Source organism: Mycobacterium scrofulaceum, assembly GCF_002086735.1.
Classification (GTDB): Bacteria; Actinomycetota; Actinomycetes; order Mycobacteriales; family Mycobacteriaceae; genus Mycobacterium; species Mycobacterium scrofulaceum.
In genome coordinates, this window is record NZ_MVIJ01000001.1 from 1 (window position 1) to 17374 (window position 17374).

Annotated in this window: 12 protein-coding genes and 1 tRNA gene; 9 read left to right on the forward strand and 4 right to left on the reverse strand. The window is 68.0% G+C overall.

All coding sequences use genetic code 11. The annotated features are described in order from the left end of the window. A partial coding sequence (locus BST44_RS00005; RefSeq protein ID WP_244184691.1) for an ATP-binding cassette domain-containing protein occupies positions 1 to 1903 on the forward strand: 1903 nt, incomplete at its 5' end. Here BST44_RS00005 and BST44_RS00010 read toward each other — a convergent pair. After that, positions 1886 to 2989: an esterase-like activity of phytase family protein gene (locus BST44_RS00010; protein WP_083174189.1), complete on the reverse strand. Its 1104-nt coding sequence runs from the start codon at positions 2987 to 2989 to the stop codon at positions 1886 to 1888. The genes BST44_RS00005 and BST44_RS00010 overlap by 18 nt on opposite strands. A 127-nt stretch (positions 2990 to 3116) precedes the next feature. On the opposite strand from BST44_RS00010, the gene BST44_RS00015 reads away from it, so the two are divergent. Further along, entirely contained in the window at positions 3117 to 5069 is a 1953-nt protein-coding gene (locus tag BST44_RS00015; protein WP_083174190.1) for an acyl-CoA dehydrogenase family protein, read from the forward strand. Here the strand turns inward: BST44_RS00015 and BST44_RS00020 are convergent. Together BST44_RS00020 and BST44_RS00025 are read right to left on the reverse strand one after the other, a co-directional pair. Continuing rightward, on the reverse strand, positions 5059 to 6468 hold the full coding sequence (locus BST44_RS00020; protein ID WP_083174192.1) for a nitrate/nitrite transporter: 1410 nt from the start codon (positions 6466 to 6468) through the stop codon (positions 5059 to 5061). The two genes, BST44_RS00015 and BST44_RS00020, sit on opposite strands and share 11 nt — an antisense overlap. Positions 6469 to 6740: 272 nt before the next feature. Next, on the reverse strand, positions 6741 to 7208 hold the full coding sequence (locus tag BST44_RS00025; RefSeq protein ID WP_083174708.1) for an LppP/LprE family lipoprotein: 468 nt from the start codon (positions 7206 to 7208) through the stop codon (positions 6741 to 6743). 309 nt (positions 7209 to 7517) lie between these two features. On the opposite strand from BST44_RS00025, the gene BST44_RS00030 reads away from it, so the two are divergent. The 7 genes from BST44_RS00030 (at position 7518) to BST44_RS00060 (ending at position 17192) form a co-directional block, all read left to right on the forward strand. After that, entirely contained in the window at positions 7518 to 11738 is a 4221-nt protein-coding gene (locus BST44_RS00030) for a bifunctional nitrate reductase/sulfite reductase flavoprotein subunit alpha (protein WP_083174193.1), read from the forward strand. A gap of 110 nt (positions 11739 to 11848) precedes the next feature. Then, complete coding sequence (locus tag BST44_RS00035) at positions 11849 to 12172, forward strand: hypothetical protein (protein WP_083174195.1); 324 nt, start codon at positions 11849 to 11851, stop codon at positions 12170 to 12172. A 44-nt stretch (positions 12173 to 12216) separates the two neighbouring features. Beyond that, the gene (gene stf0 / locus BST44_RS00040) at positions 12217 to 13020 is read left to right on the forward strand and encodes a trehalose 2-sulfotransferase (protein ID WP_083174196.1); all 804 of its coding nucleotides are present in this window, start codon (positions 12217 to 12219) and stop codon (positions 13018 to 13020) included. 385 nt (positions 13021 to 13405) lie between these two features. Further along, on the forward strand, positions 13406 to 14338 hold the full coding sequence (gene cysK, locus BST44_RS00045) for a cysteine synthase A (RefSeq protein ID WP_083174198.1): 933 nt from the start codon (positions 13406 to 13408) through the stop codon (positions 14336 to 14338). Positions 14339 to 14340: 2 nt separating this feature from the next. Further along, complete coding sequence (gene cysE, locus BST44_RS00050) at positions 14341 to 15024, forward strand: serine O-acetyltransferase (protein ID WP_083174199.1); 684 nt, start codon at positions 14341 to 14343, stop codon at positions 15022 to 15024. Between the two features lie 7 nt (positions 15025 to 15031). After that, a complete protein-coding gene (locus tag BST44_RS00055; protein ID WP_083174201.1) occupies positions 15032 to 15451 on the forward strand; it encodes a thioredoxin family protein in 420 nt (139 codons plus the stop codon). Positions 15452 to 15545: 94 nt separating this feature from the next. Next, positions 15546 to 17192, forward strand: a complete 1647-nt coding sequence (locus tag BST44_RS00060) for an NAD-dependent malic enzyme (protein WP_083174202.1) — start codon at positions 15546 to 15548, stop codon at positions 17190 to 17192. 13 nt (positions 17193 to 17205) lie between these two features. On the opposite strand, the gene BST44_RS00065 is transcribed toward BST44_RS00060, so the two are convergent. Next, positions 17206 to 17278, reverse strand: a tRNA-Asn gene (locus BST44_RS00065). Positions 17279 to 17374 lie beyond the last annotated feature (96 nt).

Sequence of the window (17374 nt, forward strand, 5' to 3'; positions counted from 1 at the left end):
CCCCGGCGCCGGCCCCCACCCCCAACCGCGCGCCCCCCCCCCCCCCCCCCCCGGGGCCCCCCCCCCCCCCCCCCCCGGGGGGCCCCCCCCCCCCCCCGGGGGGCCCCCCCCCCCGGGGGAGGGCGCACCCGGCCTCATCGAGCGGATGGTCACCTCGAAACTGCGCGCCGCGCGCCCTTCTTTCCGCACCGCGCAGCCCAGCGCCACCTACCGGTTGCCGCTCAAAGCCGACGCGCGCACCGTCGGAGTGACCGCATATCAGGTCGGACTCACCGTCGACGGGCGCGAGATGCTCTCGGGGATCTCGTTCTCCGCCCGTCCGGGAGTCTTCACCGCAATCGCCGGGCCGTCGCCGGCCCGCAACTCCGCGCTGCTCGGGCTCCTCGCCGGCGCCAGGGGACTCAGCTCCGGGCGTGTCACCGTCGACGGCCACGACGTGCACGCCGAGCCGGACTCGATGCGGGCCCGTGTCGGCGCCGTGGCGCGCGACGACCGGTTGCACCGGCAGCTGACGGTCGGACAGGCTTTGGGGTACGCGGCCGAAATGCGCTTGCCGCAAGACATCTCGCCGGAGCAACGCGACCGCGTGGTGGGCCAGGTGCTCGAGGAGCTCGATCTGACCGAGCACCGGGGCACCCGGATCGGCAAGCTGGCGCCCGAGGTGCGGCGGTGCGCCGCTCTGGCGGTCGAACTCCTCACCCGGCCGACGCTGCTCGTCGTCGACGAGCCGACCGCCGGTCTGGACGGCGAGCAACAATGCCACGTGATGGCGATGCTGCGGCGCCAGGCCGACATCGGCTGCGCGGTCGTGGCGGCCGTGTCGTCGGAGGCGTCCTTGACCAACGTCAACCTGTGCGATCAGATCCTGGTCCTGACCTCGGCCGGTACGCCGGCCTTCCTGGGGCCACCCCTGCAGGTCGAGTCCGCGATGGGCACCGCGGACTGGTCGACGGTGCTCGCGCGGGTGAGCGCCGACCCCGACGGCGCGCACCGCGCATTCAGCGCCCGACAAGCAGCACCGGCGCCACCGGAGGTCGCCGCGCCGTCCCCGCCCGCCCCCGAAATCCCCAAGGCGCGGCAGCTCCGGCTGCTGGCCCGGCGCGACCTTCGGCTGATCCTCGCCGACCGGCTCTACTCCGCGTTCCTACTCGTCCTGCCGTTCGCGCTGGCCGGTCTGACCCTCCTGATCCCGGGGGATTCCGGATTCGGCCGGCCCGCCGCGGGCAGCGCCCACCCGCACGAAGCCATCGAGATCCTTGCCGCGCTCAACGTCGCCGCGGTCATCATCGGGACCGCCCTGACGATCCGCGCGGTGGTCCGCGAGCGTCGCATCTTCCGCCGGGAGCAGGCGCTGGGGCTTTCGACCGTGGCCTACCTGGCCGCCAAGATCCTGGTGTTCGGCCTGGCCGCGGCCATCTCGACGGCCATCGTGTTCGCCATCGTCGTCGCCGACAAGGGCGGACCCGTGCGTGACGCGGCCTTGCTGCACGACGCCACGGTGGAGCTCTACGTGAGCGTGGCCATGACGGCCGTCGTGTCCGCGGTGATCGGGCTCGCCTTGTCGACGCTGGGCTCGTCGCCGCGGGAAGTGCTGCCGCTGCCCGTGCCGGTGATCTTGGCGTCCGCGCTGTTCAACGGGAGCCTCGTTCAGCTGGTGAGCGAGTGGGGCTTCCAGCAGATCTCCTGGTTCGTCCCCGCCCAGTGGGGCTACGCGGCGTCGGCGTCCACGGTCAACCTGCGCAGGGTCGACGCGCTGGCCGCCGACTCCGAGGTGTGGACTCACTACAGCGGTTGGTGGGTGTTCGACATGACGATGCTGGTGCTCTTCGGGGTCGCGGCCGCCGGCTTCGCCCTCTACCGGCTGCGGCCCCGCCCCGCCGGGCGGTCACATCGCGAACAGTAGGAACTGGGTGACCTGGCTCGGTGAGAAGTTGTTGTCGCTGACCAGCACCACCGACTGGCGACCGTCGGGCAGTTTCGGTCCCAGCGTGATGCCCTCGACGTTGTCCAGCGGGGACAGGCCCGGCGTGGCGGACAGGTCGACCGCGAGGGTTTTGCTCATCGGGGTCACGGGCCCGTTCTGCAACCACGGGGAGGTCAAAACGTCGGTCGCCCCGCCGATCTCGGCGCGGTAGATCCGCACGGTCGGCTGCGGCGCCGAGGACCGTTCGATCACCAGAAACGTCGTGTCCGACAACGCGACCAGGTCCGAGACCCCGTTGACGTCGGCGGGTGGCGGGGGCGGCTCCATCGGGTAGGCGTACTGGGCGGTGGGCGCGCCCGAGGCGACGTCGAACTTCGTGATCCTGGTGAGGACGCGATGCCCGCCGTCGCGCAGCGGGCCGTCGTTGTAGCCGGGATCCTCCATTGCGGCGAAAAGGGATTGGCCGCCGGGTGTCAGCGTCAGCCCCTCCAGCGTCTTGTTCCGGCGGGGACCCGTGCGCTGCGCGGACATCGCCAGATTGGCCGGCAAGACGAACTGGCCGAGGTAGGCACCGTCGAGCGCGGCGGTCCGGACCCAGGGGTCGAGCAATACCGGGCCCGCGGTGCGCCGCTCGCCCTCGGACGACCAGTACAGCCGCTGCCGGCCCGGGTCGAACGCGATGCCCTCGGGGTCGGGCGGCACGACGGGCGGTGTGGCATCCACGCCGAGCGGGGGGAACGGCCGGCCGGACGGGTCCAGGAACGGGTGCGTAGCGGTGAACGCGACGTGGGTGATTCCCCTGTCCGAGAGGGCCAGCTGGACGGTGTAGAACCGGGCCGGGTTCTTCTCGGAGCGGTCGTCGCTGATGACGTAGTACAGCTGACGGCCCGCGTCGTAGCTCAGCGCCGACAACCCTCCGATGACGGTGCCGTCGAAGGTGGCGCCGTAGGGCACCTGCTGCTGGCCCAGATACGTCAGCATGGCGTGCGGTCCGGGCGGACGCCCGGACGCACACCCCGCCAAAGCCAGCACGACACACGCGCACGCCGCCGCCCACCGCCTCATAACCGAGAAGGTAGCGCCGAGCGCGCGCCCACCGCGAAAATCCGGCCTGAACTTCGCGTTGAACGCACGCTCGGAGAAAATCGCGTTGTTGTTTTACGCGGCGCGAACCGCAGGATACGGTCGGATTATGGCGCCAGACACCACCACCATTGCCGATCAGCTGCGCAACGCCCTCGACGGGCGGTGGCGCGACACCAGGAACCAGTTGCGGTCCACCATGAGCGAGGAGCTGTTCCGGCCGCACTACACGCCCAACACGGTGATCGCGCGCACCAAGGTGGCCGAACAGATGCGGATCATGGCCGCGTTCGGCGCCGCCGCCGACAACTTCCGCAAGGAACACGGTGGCACCGGCGACATCGGCGCGGCGATCACGATGATCGAGATGCTCGCGATGTCCGACCTGTCGCTGATGGTGAAGGCCGGCGTCCAGTGGGGGCTGTTCGGCGGCGCGGTGGAAAACCTGGGCACCGAACGCCACCACGAGGCGTACGTGAAGAAGATCATCAGCCTCGAGTTGCGGGGCTGCTTCGCCATGACCGAGACCGGACACGGCAGCGACGTCCAGTCGCTGGAGACCACCGCGACCTACGACCCCGAGACGGAGGAGTTCGTCATCGACTCCCCCACTCCGACGGCCCGCAAGGACTACATCGGCGGGGCGGCCGAAACCGCCACCATGGCAGCCGTATTCGCCCAGCTGATCACCACCGAGGACGGCAAGCCGGTCAACCACGGCGTGCACTGCCTGCTGGTGCCGATCCGCGACGCCGACGGCAACGACCTGCCCGGGGTGACGACCTCGGACTGCGAATACAAGGGCGGCCTGCCCGGGGTCGACAACGGCCGCATCGTGTTCGACCACGTCCGCGTCCCCCGGGTGAATCTGCTCAACAAGTACGGCGACGTGGCGCCCGACGGCACCTACACCTCGCCGATCGAGAACACCAACCGCCGGTTCTTCACCATGCTGGGCACCTTGGTTCGCGGGCGCATCACGGTGGGTGGCAGCGCGGGCGCCGCCGGCCGCGTCGCGCTGGACATCGCCACGCGATACGCGTTGCAGCGCAAGCAATTCAGCGCACCGGACGACGAATCCGAGGTGCTGATCATGGACTACCTGGTGCACCAGCGGCGGCTGTTCCCGTTGATCGCGAAGTCGTACGCCCTGCAGTTCGCCCAGAACGAGCTGGTCGGCAAGTGCCACGACATCCAGACCGCGGACGCGGTCGACGCCGACGAGCAACGCGAACTGGAGGCACGCGCGGCCGGGCTGAAGGCGGCCAACACCTGGCACGCGTCCCGGGCGATTCAGGAGGCGCGGGAGGCGTGCGGTGGCGCGGGCTACATGGCCGAGAACCGGTTGATCGCACTGCGCGGTGACACCGACGTGTTCACCACCTTCGAGGGTGACAACCACGTGCTGACGCAGCTGGTGGCCAAGGAGCTGCTGACCGCTTACGCCGACGACATCCGCAGCATGAGCCCCGTCGAATGGGTGCGTTTCGCCGCCAACACCGTCGGCGAACGCGTCGTGAAACGCACTGCGGCAGAGACGATCATCCAAACCATCGTCGACGCCCGGCAGGACAGCGAGGAAGAGGGCAGCCTGTTCAACCGCGGCACGCAGATCAAGATGTTCGAGGACCGGGAGGAATATCTGATCGCGTCCGTGGCCCGTCGATTGCAGGCCAAGTCGAAGGAGATGTCGGAGTTCGACGCGTTCAACGCCGTGCAGGACCACGTGCTGCACGCCGCGGGGGCGCACATCGACCGGGTGATACTCGAGGCGTTCGTCGCCGGCATCGACGCCTGCCCGCACGAGGAAACCCGCGAGCTGCTGGGCATTCTGTGCGACCTGTACGCGCTGTCGGTGATCGAGGACGACAAGGCGTGGTACATCGAGCACCGCTACCTGTCCACCGATCGGGCCAAGGCCGTCACCCGGGGTATCAACGACCGATGCCGCGCGCTGCGCCCGCACGCGGAAACCCTCGTCGACGGTTTCGGGATCCCCGAGCAGCTGCGCTACGCCGAGATGCTGCACCCGGAGAACCTGGCGGACGCGGTCACGAGCTGACGGGTTGCTCGGCGAGCATCTCCCACCGGCGCTGTGCCCTATCTTGCTGCGGTCGAACATATCTGGCCCAGGTCAGGATCGCGGCGCCGACATAACAGACCAAGAACACCGAGAACGCCGGCGTCTCGGTCCCGGCGCTGGCATAGGACTGCCGCAAGGCCAAGTTGATGATCACCCCGCCGAGCGCGCCGAACGAGCCGGCGAATCCGATCAGCGCTCCCGACCGAACCCGCTCCCAGCGCCGCCGTTCGGCCTCGCCGATACCCAGGGCGCGGCTCCGCTCAGCGACGACCGAGGGGATCAGCTTGAACACCGAGCCCTTGCCGAGGCCGCAAAAGACAAAGAGCGCAAGGAATCCGACGATGTAGCCGATCGTGGTGAACGATCCCACCGGATCGCCGGCACCGCGCGTGAGGTCGTCGTGTGTGCTGACGGCGACCAAGAAACCACCCGAGACGATCATGGCGACCAGGACGGTCAGGGTGACGCGGCCACCATCGAAACGGTCGCCCAACCTGCCGCCGACAACCCGCGCGAGGGATCCCAACAGCGGCCCGGCGAAGGCAATCTCGGCGGCGTGCAGCGCGGCTTGCCCGTGGCTTTGCCCGGCCGCCGCCAGGTTGTGCTGGAGCACTTGGCCGAAGGCAAACGCGAAACCGATGAACGAGCCCGAGGCGCACATATAGAGAAACGAGATCGCCCAGGTATCGGGGATCGAGAGAATGGACCGCACATGGGCAACCTCGATGTAGTGGTCGAGGTTGTCCATGAACAGCGCCGCCCCGACACCGACGACGGCCAGCAGCACCAAGTAGAAGGCGCACACCCAGTACGGTGCCGTGTGGCCGGCGGTGGCCAGCACCACCAGACCTACCGCCTGGATGGCCGCGGCGCCCAGGTTGCCGATCCCACCGGTGAGCCCCAGCGCCATGCCCTTGCGTCGCTGGGGGAAGAAGGATTCGACATTGGCCAGCGACGCCGCATAGTTGCCGCCGCCCAGCCCGGTCAGCGCCGCGCACACCAGATAGGGCCATAACGGCAGACCGGGGTGGGCCAGCAGCACGATGGCTCCCACGGTCGGAACAAGCAGCACCAACGACGACAACACCGCCCAGTTGCGCCCGCCGAACCGGGCGGTGGCCATCGTGTACGGGATGCGTACCAGCGCCCCGACGAGGGCCGCGGTGGCCCCCATCAACAGCTTGTCACCGGTGGAGAAACCGTAGACGGACTGCGGCATGAACAGCACCATCACCGACCAGAGGTACCAGATGGAGAACGCGACGTGCATGGTCGCGATCGACCAGATCAGGTTCCGACGGGCGATCACGTTGTTTCCGGCTTCCCACGCCACGAGATCTTCTGGGTCCCAGTGAAAGAGGCGTCGCGACCCTGCCATCAGACCTGCCTTCCGCGCTGATCCCGTTGCCAGGCGCTGGTTGTCAACAATGACAGGGCTTGCCTAATTATCGCGCAGTCCGGCGTAAGAGTCTGCTGAATAATGCCTGTGAAACGGGCCGCGCCGGCCGCAAGGCAGCGTCCGAGAACTGATATTTACAATCGGTACAGGATAATTAACACGCAGACCGCGCCGCGAAAGTCATCCCGCCGGGCGTGCCGATCCGGGCTGCGGTCCACACCCGGTTCGCGTTATCCGCCTGTTACACAAGGTCATTGATTCGGGATCTTGCCGAGCGCCTTCAGCTTGCCGTCCGAGCCGATCTCGAACTTCACCGTGCCGATGCCGGTGGGACAGCACGGTTGATCGCCGCCCTTCAACCACTGATACTGCACCGCAACGGCGTCGTCGGAGGGCGCGAGCACGGTGATGTACGGCTTCGGATTCGGGGTGGGTGTGCCCAGCGGTTGGTTGTGATCGAAGAACAACAGCTGCTGGCCGGTGGATTCGCTGGCGATGGTCGGGATGATCTGCACCCAGTACAACCGGCACTTCTTGGCATGTCCGCGAGCGATTTCCACCCACGTCGTGCCCGGGACCGTGATCGGAACCGACGCGATGGCCCGCTGCACCGTCTCGGGTGTCGGCCCGTCGGAATCCTTGCACTTGTCCGGTGCCGCCGTCGGCGCACCGGCGTGCTTCCCGCCGCAGCCGCAGACCAGCAGGATCAGCAAGATCACCATCAGCCGACGCACTCGGTGAGCTTAGCGAAGGCTGTGAATGTCCCGTTTATTTGGTTCCAGACCCCGTTCTGATAGGGAACCCGTCCGGCCGCACCGGTAGCCTTGAACGGAGTCGGCGGGTCGACGATGACCCATGCTGACCTGGGGGTTCGCGGCTTTTCCGAGACTTCACGGACGCTCTCTGGCCCGTGAGAGGAAGCCGTAAAACGGGAGAAACTCCCGATACCCGGTGCCGAAACATCCTCGTCGGACCATTCAACGTAAGCCCGTTGCGCTCGAAGGAGGAAGTGCGTGGCCAGGGAGTCCATGACGTCACTCAACGATGTCGTGAACACCGCGTGCGCATACTGCGGCGTCGGCTGCGGAATGGTGTTGCAGGTCACAACCGATTCCGAGAGCGGCCGGCGTCACATCGCGAAGTCTGTTGGCGACAAACAACATCCGGCCAACTTCGGCCGGTTGTGCACCAAGGGCGCCACCACGTCCGACCTGCTCACCGCCCCCGGCAGGATGGAATCCGCACAAATCCGCACCGATCGTGGCGAGCCCCCCGAGCCCGTCGACATCGATCGGGCGATCGCCCAGTGCGCGAACCGGTTACGGGCGATCGTCGATGCGCACGGCCCGGATTCGTTCGCCATGTATGTGTCGGGCCAGATGTCCATCGAGGCGCAGTACCTGGCGAACAAGCTGACCAAGGGCTTCATCGGGACCAACCAGATCGAGTCGAACTCGCGGCTGTGCATGGCCAGCGCCGGTTCCGGCTACAAGCTGTCCCTGGGCGCCGACGGGCCGCCCGGCTCATACCAGGACTTCGAACACGCCGACGTCTTCTTCGTCATCGGCGCCAACATGGCCGACTGCCACCCCATCCTGTTCCTGCGGATGATGGACCGCGTCAAGGCCGGGGCAAAACTGATCGTCGTCGATCCGCGCCGCACCGCGACCGCGGACAAGGCCGACCTGTTCCTCCAGATCGCCCCCGGTTCCGATCTCGCGCTGCTCAACGGGCTGCTGCACCTGATCGTCGAAAACGGGCACACCGACCCCGAATTCATTGCCGAGTTCACCCAGGGGTGGGAGGAGATGCCCGGCTTCCTGCGGCAGTACACCCCGGACGCCGTCAGCGACATCACCGGGATCCCCGAGGCGGACATCCGTGCGGCGGCCCGCATGATCGGCGAAGCCGACAACTTCATGAGCTGCTGGACCATGGGCCTCAACCAGAGCACGCACGGCACCTGGAACACCAACGCCATCTGCAATCTGCACCTGGCCACCGGCAAGATCTGCAAGCCGGGCAGCGGTCCCTTCTCCCTCACCGGTCAGCCCAACGCGATGGGCGGCCGCGAAATGGGCTACATGGGTCCGGGATTGCCGGGCCAGCGCTCGGTCGCCTCCGCGGACGACCGCGCCTTCACCGAAGAGCTTTGGGGCATTCCCCCGGGCACGCTGCGCACCGAGGTCGGCACCGGCACGATCGACATGTTCTCCCGGATGGCCGACGGCGACATCAAAGCCTGCTGGATCATCTGCACCAATCCCGTTGCATCCGTGGCCAATCGGAAGACGGTGCTCGCGGGCCTGGAACGCGCGGAATTGGTGATCACCCAGGACGCGTTCCTCGAGACGGAGACCAACGAGTACGCCGACGTGCTGCTGCCGGCGGCGCTGTGGTCGGAGGCCGAGGGCGTGATGGTCAATTCCGAGCGCAACATGACGCTGTTCCGGCCTGCGGTGACCCCGCCGGGCGACGCGATTCCAGACTGGCAGATCATCGCCAGGATCGCTTGCGCGATGGGCTTTTCCGACGCCTTCAGCTACGGCTCCGCCGAGGAAGTCTTCGAGGAGATCAAACGATTCTCGAACCCGAAGACCGGCTACGACCTTCGGGGCGTCAGCTACGAGCGGCTCCGCCGCGGACCGCTGCAGTGGCCGTGCGCGCCGGAGAACGAGGACCGTAATCCGGTCCGCTACCTCAACGACGGTGTCAGTCAGGACCGGCTGGTTCGCGACGACGGCAGCGCGCCGCGGTTGGCCTTCCCCACCGCGAACGGTCGCGCGGTGTTCTTCGCCCGCCCACACCTGCCGCCCGAGGAAATGCCGGACAACGACTACCCGTTCCTGTTGAATACCGGCCGCCTGCCCCACCAGTGGCACACGATGACCAAGACGGGCAAGGTCGCCAAGCTCAACAAGCTCAATCCCGGGCCGTTCGTCGAGATCCACCCCGACGACGCCGCGCGGCTGAGCGTCGCCGACGGTGATTCGGTCGAAATCGCCTCGCGCCGCGGTCGTGCCGTGCTGCCCGCCGCGATCAGCGATCGGGTGCGGCCGGGCAACTGCTTCGCCCCGTTCCACTGGAACGACGTTTTCGGCGAATACCTGGCGATCAACGCCGTCACCAACGATGCGGTGGATCCGATCTCCAGCCAACCGGAATTCAAGGCGTGCGCCGTCACGTTGGCGAAAGTCGCCGTCGCCGCGGCGAAGTCGGATACCGATCCCCGGTCGGCGGTGGACACCGAAGCAGAATCCGCACCCACGGAGGTACCGGAAATCAGCGCGTCACAGGTTGATGCCCTCGCCGATCTGCTCGGTGTGGCGACAAAGCCCGTGCCCGAATTCGACGAGCTCGGCCGCTCCTACCTTGCCGGGATGATGACGGCGTTGCGGTCCGAAGCCGGGCGACGGGTGGCAGGCGTGCCGACCCTGCCGCCAAGCGCGCCCTTCGACTCCGGCACGCGGCTGTGGGTCGACGGCCTCCTCGCGGGCGTGTTCTCGCGGCGGGACGGGTCCGCACCGACGCCGACGCCCGAGCCGGCGGCCAAGCGACCCACGATCGAGCCGCCGGTGGCCGGAACGGCCCGGCGAGCGCCCGTCGTGGTGTTGTGGGCGTCGCAAACCGGCAACGCCGAGGAGCTCGCCGCCGGCATCGCGACGCGACTGGGCGAGAAGGGGTTGCCCGTCACGTTGCACGCCATGGACGACTTCCCGGTGGCGGAGCTGGCGACGACGCGGGAACTGCTGCTGGTCACCAGCACCACGGGCGACGGCGAGCCGCCCGACAACGGCACCGGGCTGTGGCGGGCGTTGACTTCCGAGGGCGCATCGCGATTCACCGACACCCGCTTCGCCGTTCTGGCGTTGGGCGACTCGAACTACGACGACTTCTGCGGTCACGGACGCAAGCTCGACGAGCGTCTCGCTGAACTCGGCGCGACCCGCCTCGTCGACCGGGTCGACTGCGAACCCGACTATGAGGACGCCGCGGCCAGCTGGCTGAGCGACGTCCTGCAAGCCCTGTCCCGCACGCCCGCCCCGGTGGGGCGGGACGGAGGCGCGACCGCGGTGCCCACCTCCTCGGTGACCGCGTCGCCGCGGACGGCCTCCGCCCCCGCGGTGCCCGGCTACACCAAGAAGCGTCCGCTGATCACCGACATGGCCCAGAACATCAAGCTGGGCCGGCCGCAATCCACAAAGGACGTGCGGCAGTTGGTATTTAGTCTGCCGGAGGACACGATCAGCTACGAGGCCGGCGACGCGCTCGGGGTGTGGCCGCGCAACAGCGACCGGCTGGTCGACGAGTGGCTGTCGGTCACCGGTCTGGACGGGCAGACTCCCGTCGAGGTCGGCGAGCACGGTCTGATGTCGCTGCGCTCCGCGCTCACCGAACGGATCGAGATCGCGCACATCAGCCGCGACCTGGTGCGGTTCGTGCAGGAACGGACCGGCGACCCGGAACTGGCCGACCTGCTGAAGCCGGAGAACAAGGCCGCGCTGAGCAATTGGGCGTGGGGGCGCCAATCGATCGACCTGCTGGCGCAGCACCCGGTTTCCGCCTCGGCGCACGAGTGGCTCCGGGTCCTCAAGCGGCTTCAGCCGCGCCTGTACTCGATCTCGTCGAGCCCCAAGGAAAACCCCGCCGAGGTTCACCTGACGGTCTCGCCGGTGCGCTACAACTTTCAGGGCGTCCCACGCCACGGGGTGTGCTCGACCTACCTCGCCGACCGCTCCCCCGGCGACCGCGTGGCGATCTACCTGCAGCCGTCGAGCAACTTCCGGCCGCCCAGCGACCCGGACACGCCGATGATCATGATCGGTCCGGGCACCGGGATCGCACCCTTCCGCGGCTTCCTGCAAGAGCGTCGCGCGCTCGGCCACCGCGGCCCCAACTGGCTGTTCTTCGGCGAACAGCACGCCGAAACCGACTACTACTACCGTGACGAGATCGAGCAGATGCAGGCCGACGGGGTGCTCACCGAACTCGACCTGGCGTTCTCCAGGGACCAGCGCGAGAAGGTCTACGTGCAGCACCTGATGCGCAACCGCGGGGCCGAGCTGTGGCGCTGGCTGCAGGACGGCGCCCAACTGTACGTATGCGGCACCGCTGATCCGATGGCCAAGGACGTCGACCGCGCGCTCTGCGAGATCGCTGCCGAACACGGCAGCCTCGACGCCGACGGCGCGAAGGAGTACGTCCGCTCGCTGAGCGCCGACAAGCGCTATCACCGCGACGTCTACTAGGCCACCGGTCGCGTCCCGACTCGTAATACGACGGAAACGTCGCGCGACTGTCGCGGAAACAACCTCGCTGCACCATTCAGTCATTGGTTGCGTCGAGGAGGGACGTGGGCATGGCTCTGGATTTCGACGGGCCCCTCGAAGACACCGCCCGGGCCGTCTGCCCGTTGCAGTGCCGGCTGCGGCGCGGCGCCGCAGGCGACGACCAGTTCGAAGAGCGGGTCGACTGGGCCGGGTTGCCGATCAACTTGGACCTGGCGTTCTCGCCGCAGCAGCGTGACAAGGTCTACACGCAGCACCTGATGCGCAAGCGCGGCACGCAACTTCGGAGTTGGTTGCCCGCCGGCTCCCCGCGCTGCGTCTGCGAGCAATCCAACGACGACGGACGGCCCCAGCCGGACGGCCACTCGATCCCGCCTGAATCAGCGAAAGCCTAAAAGCATTACCTGCGAAAGCAATTGCGGCCCGATACGCTGGGTGTGTGGCTGATAACCCGTCGTCGTACCTGGTGCTGGCATCGCAACGCAGTGGCAGCACGCTGCTGGTCGAATCGTTACGCGCGACCGGCGTGGCCGGTGAACCGCAGGAGTTCTTCCAGTATCTGCCCGCCACCAGCCAGGCTCCGCAGCCCCGGGAGTGGTTCGCCGGCGTGGAGGACGAGTCCATCCTTCGCCTGCTCGACCCGCTGGACCCCGGGACGCCCGACCTCGCGCCGGCCGAGATCTGGCGCGACTACATCCGAACGGTCGGCCGGACACCGAACGGTGTGTGGGGCGGCAAGCTGATGTGGAACCAGGCGCCGCTCCTGCTCAAACGCGCGAAGAATCTGCCGAACCGAAGCGGCGACGGCCTGTTGGCGGCGATCCGCGACGTGGTGGGCGAGCAACCGCTGCTGATCTATGTCCACCGGCCCGATGTGGTGTCGCAGGCGGTGTCGTTCTGGCGGGCGGTGCAGACCCGGGTCTGGCGGGGCAGGCCCGATCCGCTCCGCGACGCGCGCGCCACCTATCACCCCGGCGCGATCGCCCACGTCGTCACCATGCTGCGTGAGCAGGACGAAGGCTGGCGGAACTGGTTCGCCGAAGAGAACGTCACCCCGATGGACATTCCCTATCCCGTGTTGTGGCGCAACCTGACTGAGGCGGTGGCCGGCATCCTCTCGGCGTTGGGGCTGGATCCCGGGTTGGCGCCCGACCCGGTGCTGGAACGGCAGGCCGACCAGCGCTCCGACGAGTGGGTGGACCGCTACCGGGCCGACGCCGAGAAGTACGGCCTGCCGACCTGACCGTGCCGCGCGGGGACGGCTTTCGCCGCGCGTGAGACAGCCGGTAAGAGCGGGCAAAAGACCAGCTCACCGGCGAAATTCGGGGATGTCCTATAGTGGGCCTTATGCAACAGGCCACACAGCCGTGCCGTGTCCTTACGTGCCGCCCCGCCGCGCACTGTTGTTGTCACTGTTGTTGATTTTCTGACGCCGCAGAAATCCTCGCGCTACCCGGTTTGCGGGCGCCAGCACAGGCAAAGTCCCGTGGCCGCGCACACGCGTCAGTCAATCCCCAGGAAGCCAATCCACCGATGACCACGTTGTCCATCCGCCGCCGCGCCGCCATTGAATTCGACACCACCCGGCGGGCCGACGAGGCTGATATTGACATCGCTGAGGAAGACAGATGACCATCGCAGAGAACGTCACGCAACTGATCGGGAACACGCCGCTGGTCCGGCTGAACCGGGTAACCGAAGGCGCGGCCGCCGACGTCGTAGCCAAGCTGGAATTCTTCAACCCGGCGAACAGTGTCAAGGACCGGATCGGGGTGGCGATGCTCGACGCCGCCGAGCAGGCAGGCCTGATCAAGCCCGACACCATCGTCCTGGAACCCACGAGCGGGAACACCGGCATCGCGCTGGCGATGGTCTGCGCGGCACGCGGCTACCGGTGCGTGCTGACCATGCCGGACACCATGAGCACCGAACGCCGAATGTTGTTGCGCGCCTTCGGGGCCCAAATCGTCCTGACACCGGGCGCTGACGGCATGGCGGGCGCGATCGCCAAAGCCGAGGAGTTGGCCAAGAACGACCAGCGGTATTTCATCCCCCAGCAGTTCGAAAACCCCGCCAATCCGGCGATCCACCGCAAGACGACCGGGGAGGAGGTGTGGCGAGACACCGACGGCAAGGTCGATTTCTTCGTCGCCGGGGTCGGCACCGGCGGCACGATAACCGGTGTGGCTCAGGTCATCAAGGAACGCAAGCCGTCGGTGCAGGTTGTGGCCGTCGAACCCGCCGCGTCCGCTGTTCTGTCCGGAGGCCAGAAGGGTCCACACCCCATCCAGGGGATCGGCGCCGGGTTCGTCCCGCCGGTGCTCGACATGGATCTGGTCGACGAAGTCGTCACGGTCGGCAACGAAGAGTCCCTGGAGATGGCCCGGCGACTGGCGCGGGAGGAAGGGCTGCTGGTGGGCATCTCCTCGGGCGCGGCCGTTGTCGCCGCGCTTCAGGTGGCCCGCCGCCCGGGGAACGCCGGCAAGCTCGTCGTGGTGGTGCTGCCCAGTTTCGGCGAGCGGTACCTGAGCACGCCGCTCTTTGCCGACCTGGCGGATTAGCCATGTTCACCACGATCCGCCGTGACATCCGGGCAGCCAGGGAGCGTGATCCCGCCGCCCCGACCACGCTGCAGGTGATCTTCGCCTACCCCGGCGTGCATGCCATCTGGGGCCACCGGATCAGCCACTGGTTGTGGAACCGCGGCGCCCGCCTGGCCGCGCGGATCCTCAACGAGGTCACCCGCATCCTGACCGGGGTCGACATCCACCCGGGTGCCGTGCTCGGCTCCGGGTTGTTCATCGACCACGCCACCGGGGTGGTGATCGGCGAGACCGCGGAGGTCGGCGAGGACGTGACGATCTACCACGGCGTCACCCTCGGGGGCAGCGGACGGGACACCGGCAAACGCCACCCGACCATCGGCGACCGGGTGACCATCGGCGCCGGCGCCAAGGTGCTCGGCGCGATCAAGATCGGCGACGACAGCCGGATCGGCGCCAACGCCGTCGTGGTCAAAGAGGTCCCGTCGAGCGCGGTGGTCATCGGGGTCCCCGGACAGGTCATCAGCCGCCACGGTCGCAACAGCCCGGACGACTCGATGATGCCCGACCTCGTCGGTGTCAGCCTCCAATCCCTGCTCACCCGGGTGGCCAAGCTGGAGGCCGCCAACGACGGGCAACAATCCGGTCGTGTCATCCGGCCGCCGGAAGCCGGGGTGTGGCACGGCGAAGACTTCTCCATCTGAGGCCCAGTTGAGCACTCTTGTCATCGCGGGGGCGGCCCTGATCACGGCGCTGGGCGCGGCCACCGCCGCGGGCGTGCTGGTCAATCGACGGTCCGGGGTGCTGCGCGAAACGGACGCCGGGGCGCAGCCAGACGCGGCGATCCTCGGTTTGCCCGAAAAGCGCCCGACCGTCGTCCATTTCACCGCTCAGTGGTGCGGCCCATGCGTGTCGGTGCGGCGCGTCGTCGAACAAGTGTGCAGCGCCCTGCCCGACGTGGCGCACCTCGAGATCGACATCGACGCCAATCCGGCGGCCGCCAAGCAGCTTTCGGTGTTGTCCCTGCCGACGACGTTCATCTTCGACGCCGACGGCCGGCAGCGCTACCGCACCGCGGGCGTCCCCAAAGCCGCTGACCTGCGGCAGGCGCTGCAACCCCTGTTGGCGTGAGCGCCCCGTTGGCGCTGCCAACGCTGTTCGAGATGCGGTCGCGGCGATCGACGCTACGGTTGGCGTGACGGGCCACGGACGGACGGAGTTTGCGATGGGCGACGCGCACGCGCCGCGGATACCGCCGGCACTGGCGGCGCCGAGCCTGAACCGGGGAGTCGGCTTCACCCACGAGCAGCGGCGCCGGCTGGGGTTGACCGGTCGGCTGCCGTCCGCGGTGCTCACCCTCGATGAACAGGCCGACCGGGTGTGGCATCAACTGCAAAGCCTGGCAACCGATCTGGGTCGTAATCTGCTGTTGGAGCAGCTGCATTACCGCCACGAACTGCTCTATTACAAGGTGCTGGAGGATCACCTGCCCGAACTGATGCCGGTGGTCTACACGCCCACCGTCGGCGAGGCCATTCAACGGTTCTCCGACGAATACCGCGGACAGCGTGGGCTTTTCCTGAGCATCGACGAACCCGACGAAATCGAGCCGGCGTTCGAAACTTTCGGGCTGGAGCCGGACGACGTCGACCTGATCGTGTGCACCGACGCCGAAGCCATCCTGGGCATCGGCGACTGGGGCGTGGGCGGCATCCAGATCGCGGTGGGCAAGTTGTCTCTCTACACCGCCGGCGCCGGCATCGACCCGCGCCGCTGCATCGCGGTCTCCCTCGACGTCGGCACCAACAACGAACAGCTGCTGCAGGACCCGTTCTACCTGGGCAACCGGCACGCGCGGCGCCGCGGCCAGGAATACGACGACTTCGTCAATCACTACGTCGAAACCGCCCACCGGCTGTTCCCCAAGGCGATCCTGCATTTCGAGGACTTCGGCCCCCTGAACGCGCGGCGGATCCTGCACGAGTACGGCCAGAAGTACTGCGTGTTCAACGACGACATCCAGGGCACCGGCGCCGTGGTCGTCGCCGCCGTGTACGGCGGCTGCCATGTCACCGGGGTGCCGATGCGCGACCAGCGGGTGGTCGTCTTCGGGGCCGGGACCGCCGGGATCGGGGTGGCCGACCAGATTCGCGACGCGATGGTGGCCGATGGCGCGACCCTCGAGCAGGCCACGGCGCAGATCTGGCCCATCGACAAGCAGGGCCTGCTGTTCGACGACATGGACGACCTGCGCGACTTCCAGATGCCCTACGCCAAAGACCGCGCCCGGCTGGGCGTGGGTCCCGCGGACCGGGTGGGGCTGGTGGACGCCATCAAGCTGGCCTCCCCGACGATCCTGCTGGGCTCCTCGGCCGTGTTCGGCGCCTTCACCGAGAAGGTGGTGCAGGCCATGACCGCGGCCTGCGAGCGCCCGATGATCTTCCCGCTGTCCAACCCGACGTCGCGGATGGAGGCCATGCCGGCCGACGTGCTGCAGTGGTCCGCCGGCAAAGCGCTGATCACCACCGGCACCCCCGTCGCCCCGATCGACTACGAGGGCACCACCCACACCATCGGCCAGGCCAACAACGTGCTGGTGTTTCCGGGAATCGGGCTGGGCATCATCGTCGCCGGGACCCGGCTGCTGACCAAGGGAATGCTGCAGGCGGCGGCGGAAGCCGTTGTGCACCAGGCGAGCCCGTCGGGCTTCGGGGATTCGCTGCTACCCGATGTCAAGGAGTTGCGCGTCATCTCGACGGCGGTCGCCGAGGCCGTGTATCGCGCCGCGGTCGCCGACGGGGTCGCCACCCGGACTCACGCCGACCCACACCGGGCCGTCCTCGGCACCATCTGGACACCGGCGTACGACTAGTGTCTGAACCTTGCTCCCCCGCCTGGACTCGAACCAGGAACCTATCGGTTAACAGCCGAACGCTCTGCCAATTGAGCTACAGGGGATCAACACGATCGCGGGACGACTCTAGCGTACTGGCATAACCGCACCCAACTGGACAGGACCGGCCCCGCACCGGATCGGGCGCGCACGCACCGGGC

What these genes read in the sequence shown, in the direction of transcription:
- BST44_RS00010 (WP_083174189.1), bottom strand. Translation starts at nt 2,989, where the DNA reads ATGAGGCGGTGGGCGGCGGCGTGCGCGTGTGTCGTGCTGGCTTTGGCG.
- BST44_RS00015 (WP_083174190.1), top strand. Translation starts at nt 3,117, where the DNA reads ATGGCGCCAGACACCACCACCATTGCCGATCAGCTGCGCAACGCCCTC.
- BST44_RS00020 (WP_083174192.1), bottom strand. Translation starts at nt 6,468, where the DNA reads ATGGCAGGGTCGCGACGCCTCTTTCACTGGGACCCAGAAGATCTCGTG.
- BST44_RS00030 (WP_083174193.1), top strand. Translation starts at nt 7,518, where the DNA reads ATGACGTCACTCAACGATGTCGTGAACACCGCGTGCGCATACTGCGGC.
- BST44_RS00035 (WP_083174195.1), top strand. Translation starts at nt 11,849, where the DNA reads ATGGCTCTGGATTTCGACGGGCCCCTCGAAGACACCGCCCGGGCCGTC.
- cysK (WP_083174198.1), top strand. Translation starts at nt 13,406, where the DNA reads ATGACCATCGCAGAGAACGTCACGCAACTGATCGGGAACACGCCGCTG.
- cysE (WP_083174199.1), top strand. Translation starts at nt 14,341, where the DNA reads ATGTTCACCACGATCCGCCGTGACATCCGGGCAGCCAGGGAGCGTGAT.
- BST44_RS00060 (WP_083174202.1), top strand. Translation starts at nt 15,546, where the DNA reads ATGGGCGACGCGCACGCGCCGCGGATACCGCCGGCACTGGCGGCGCCG.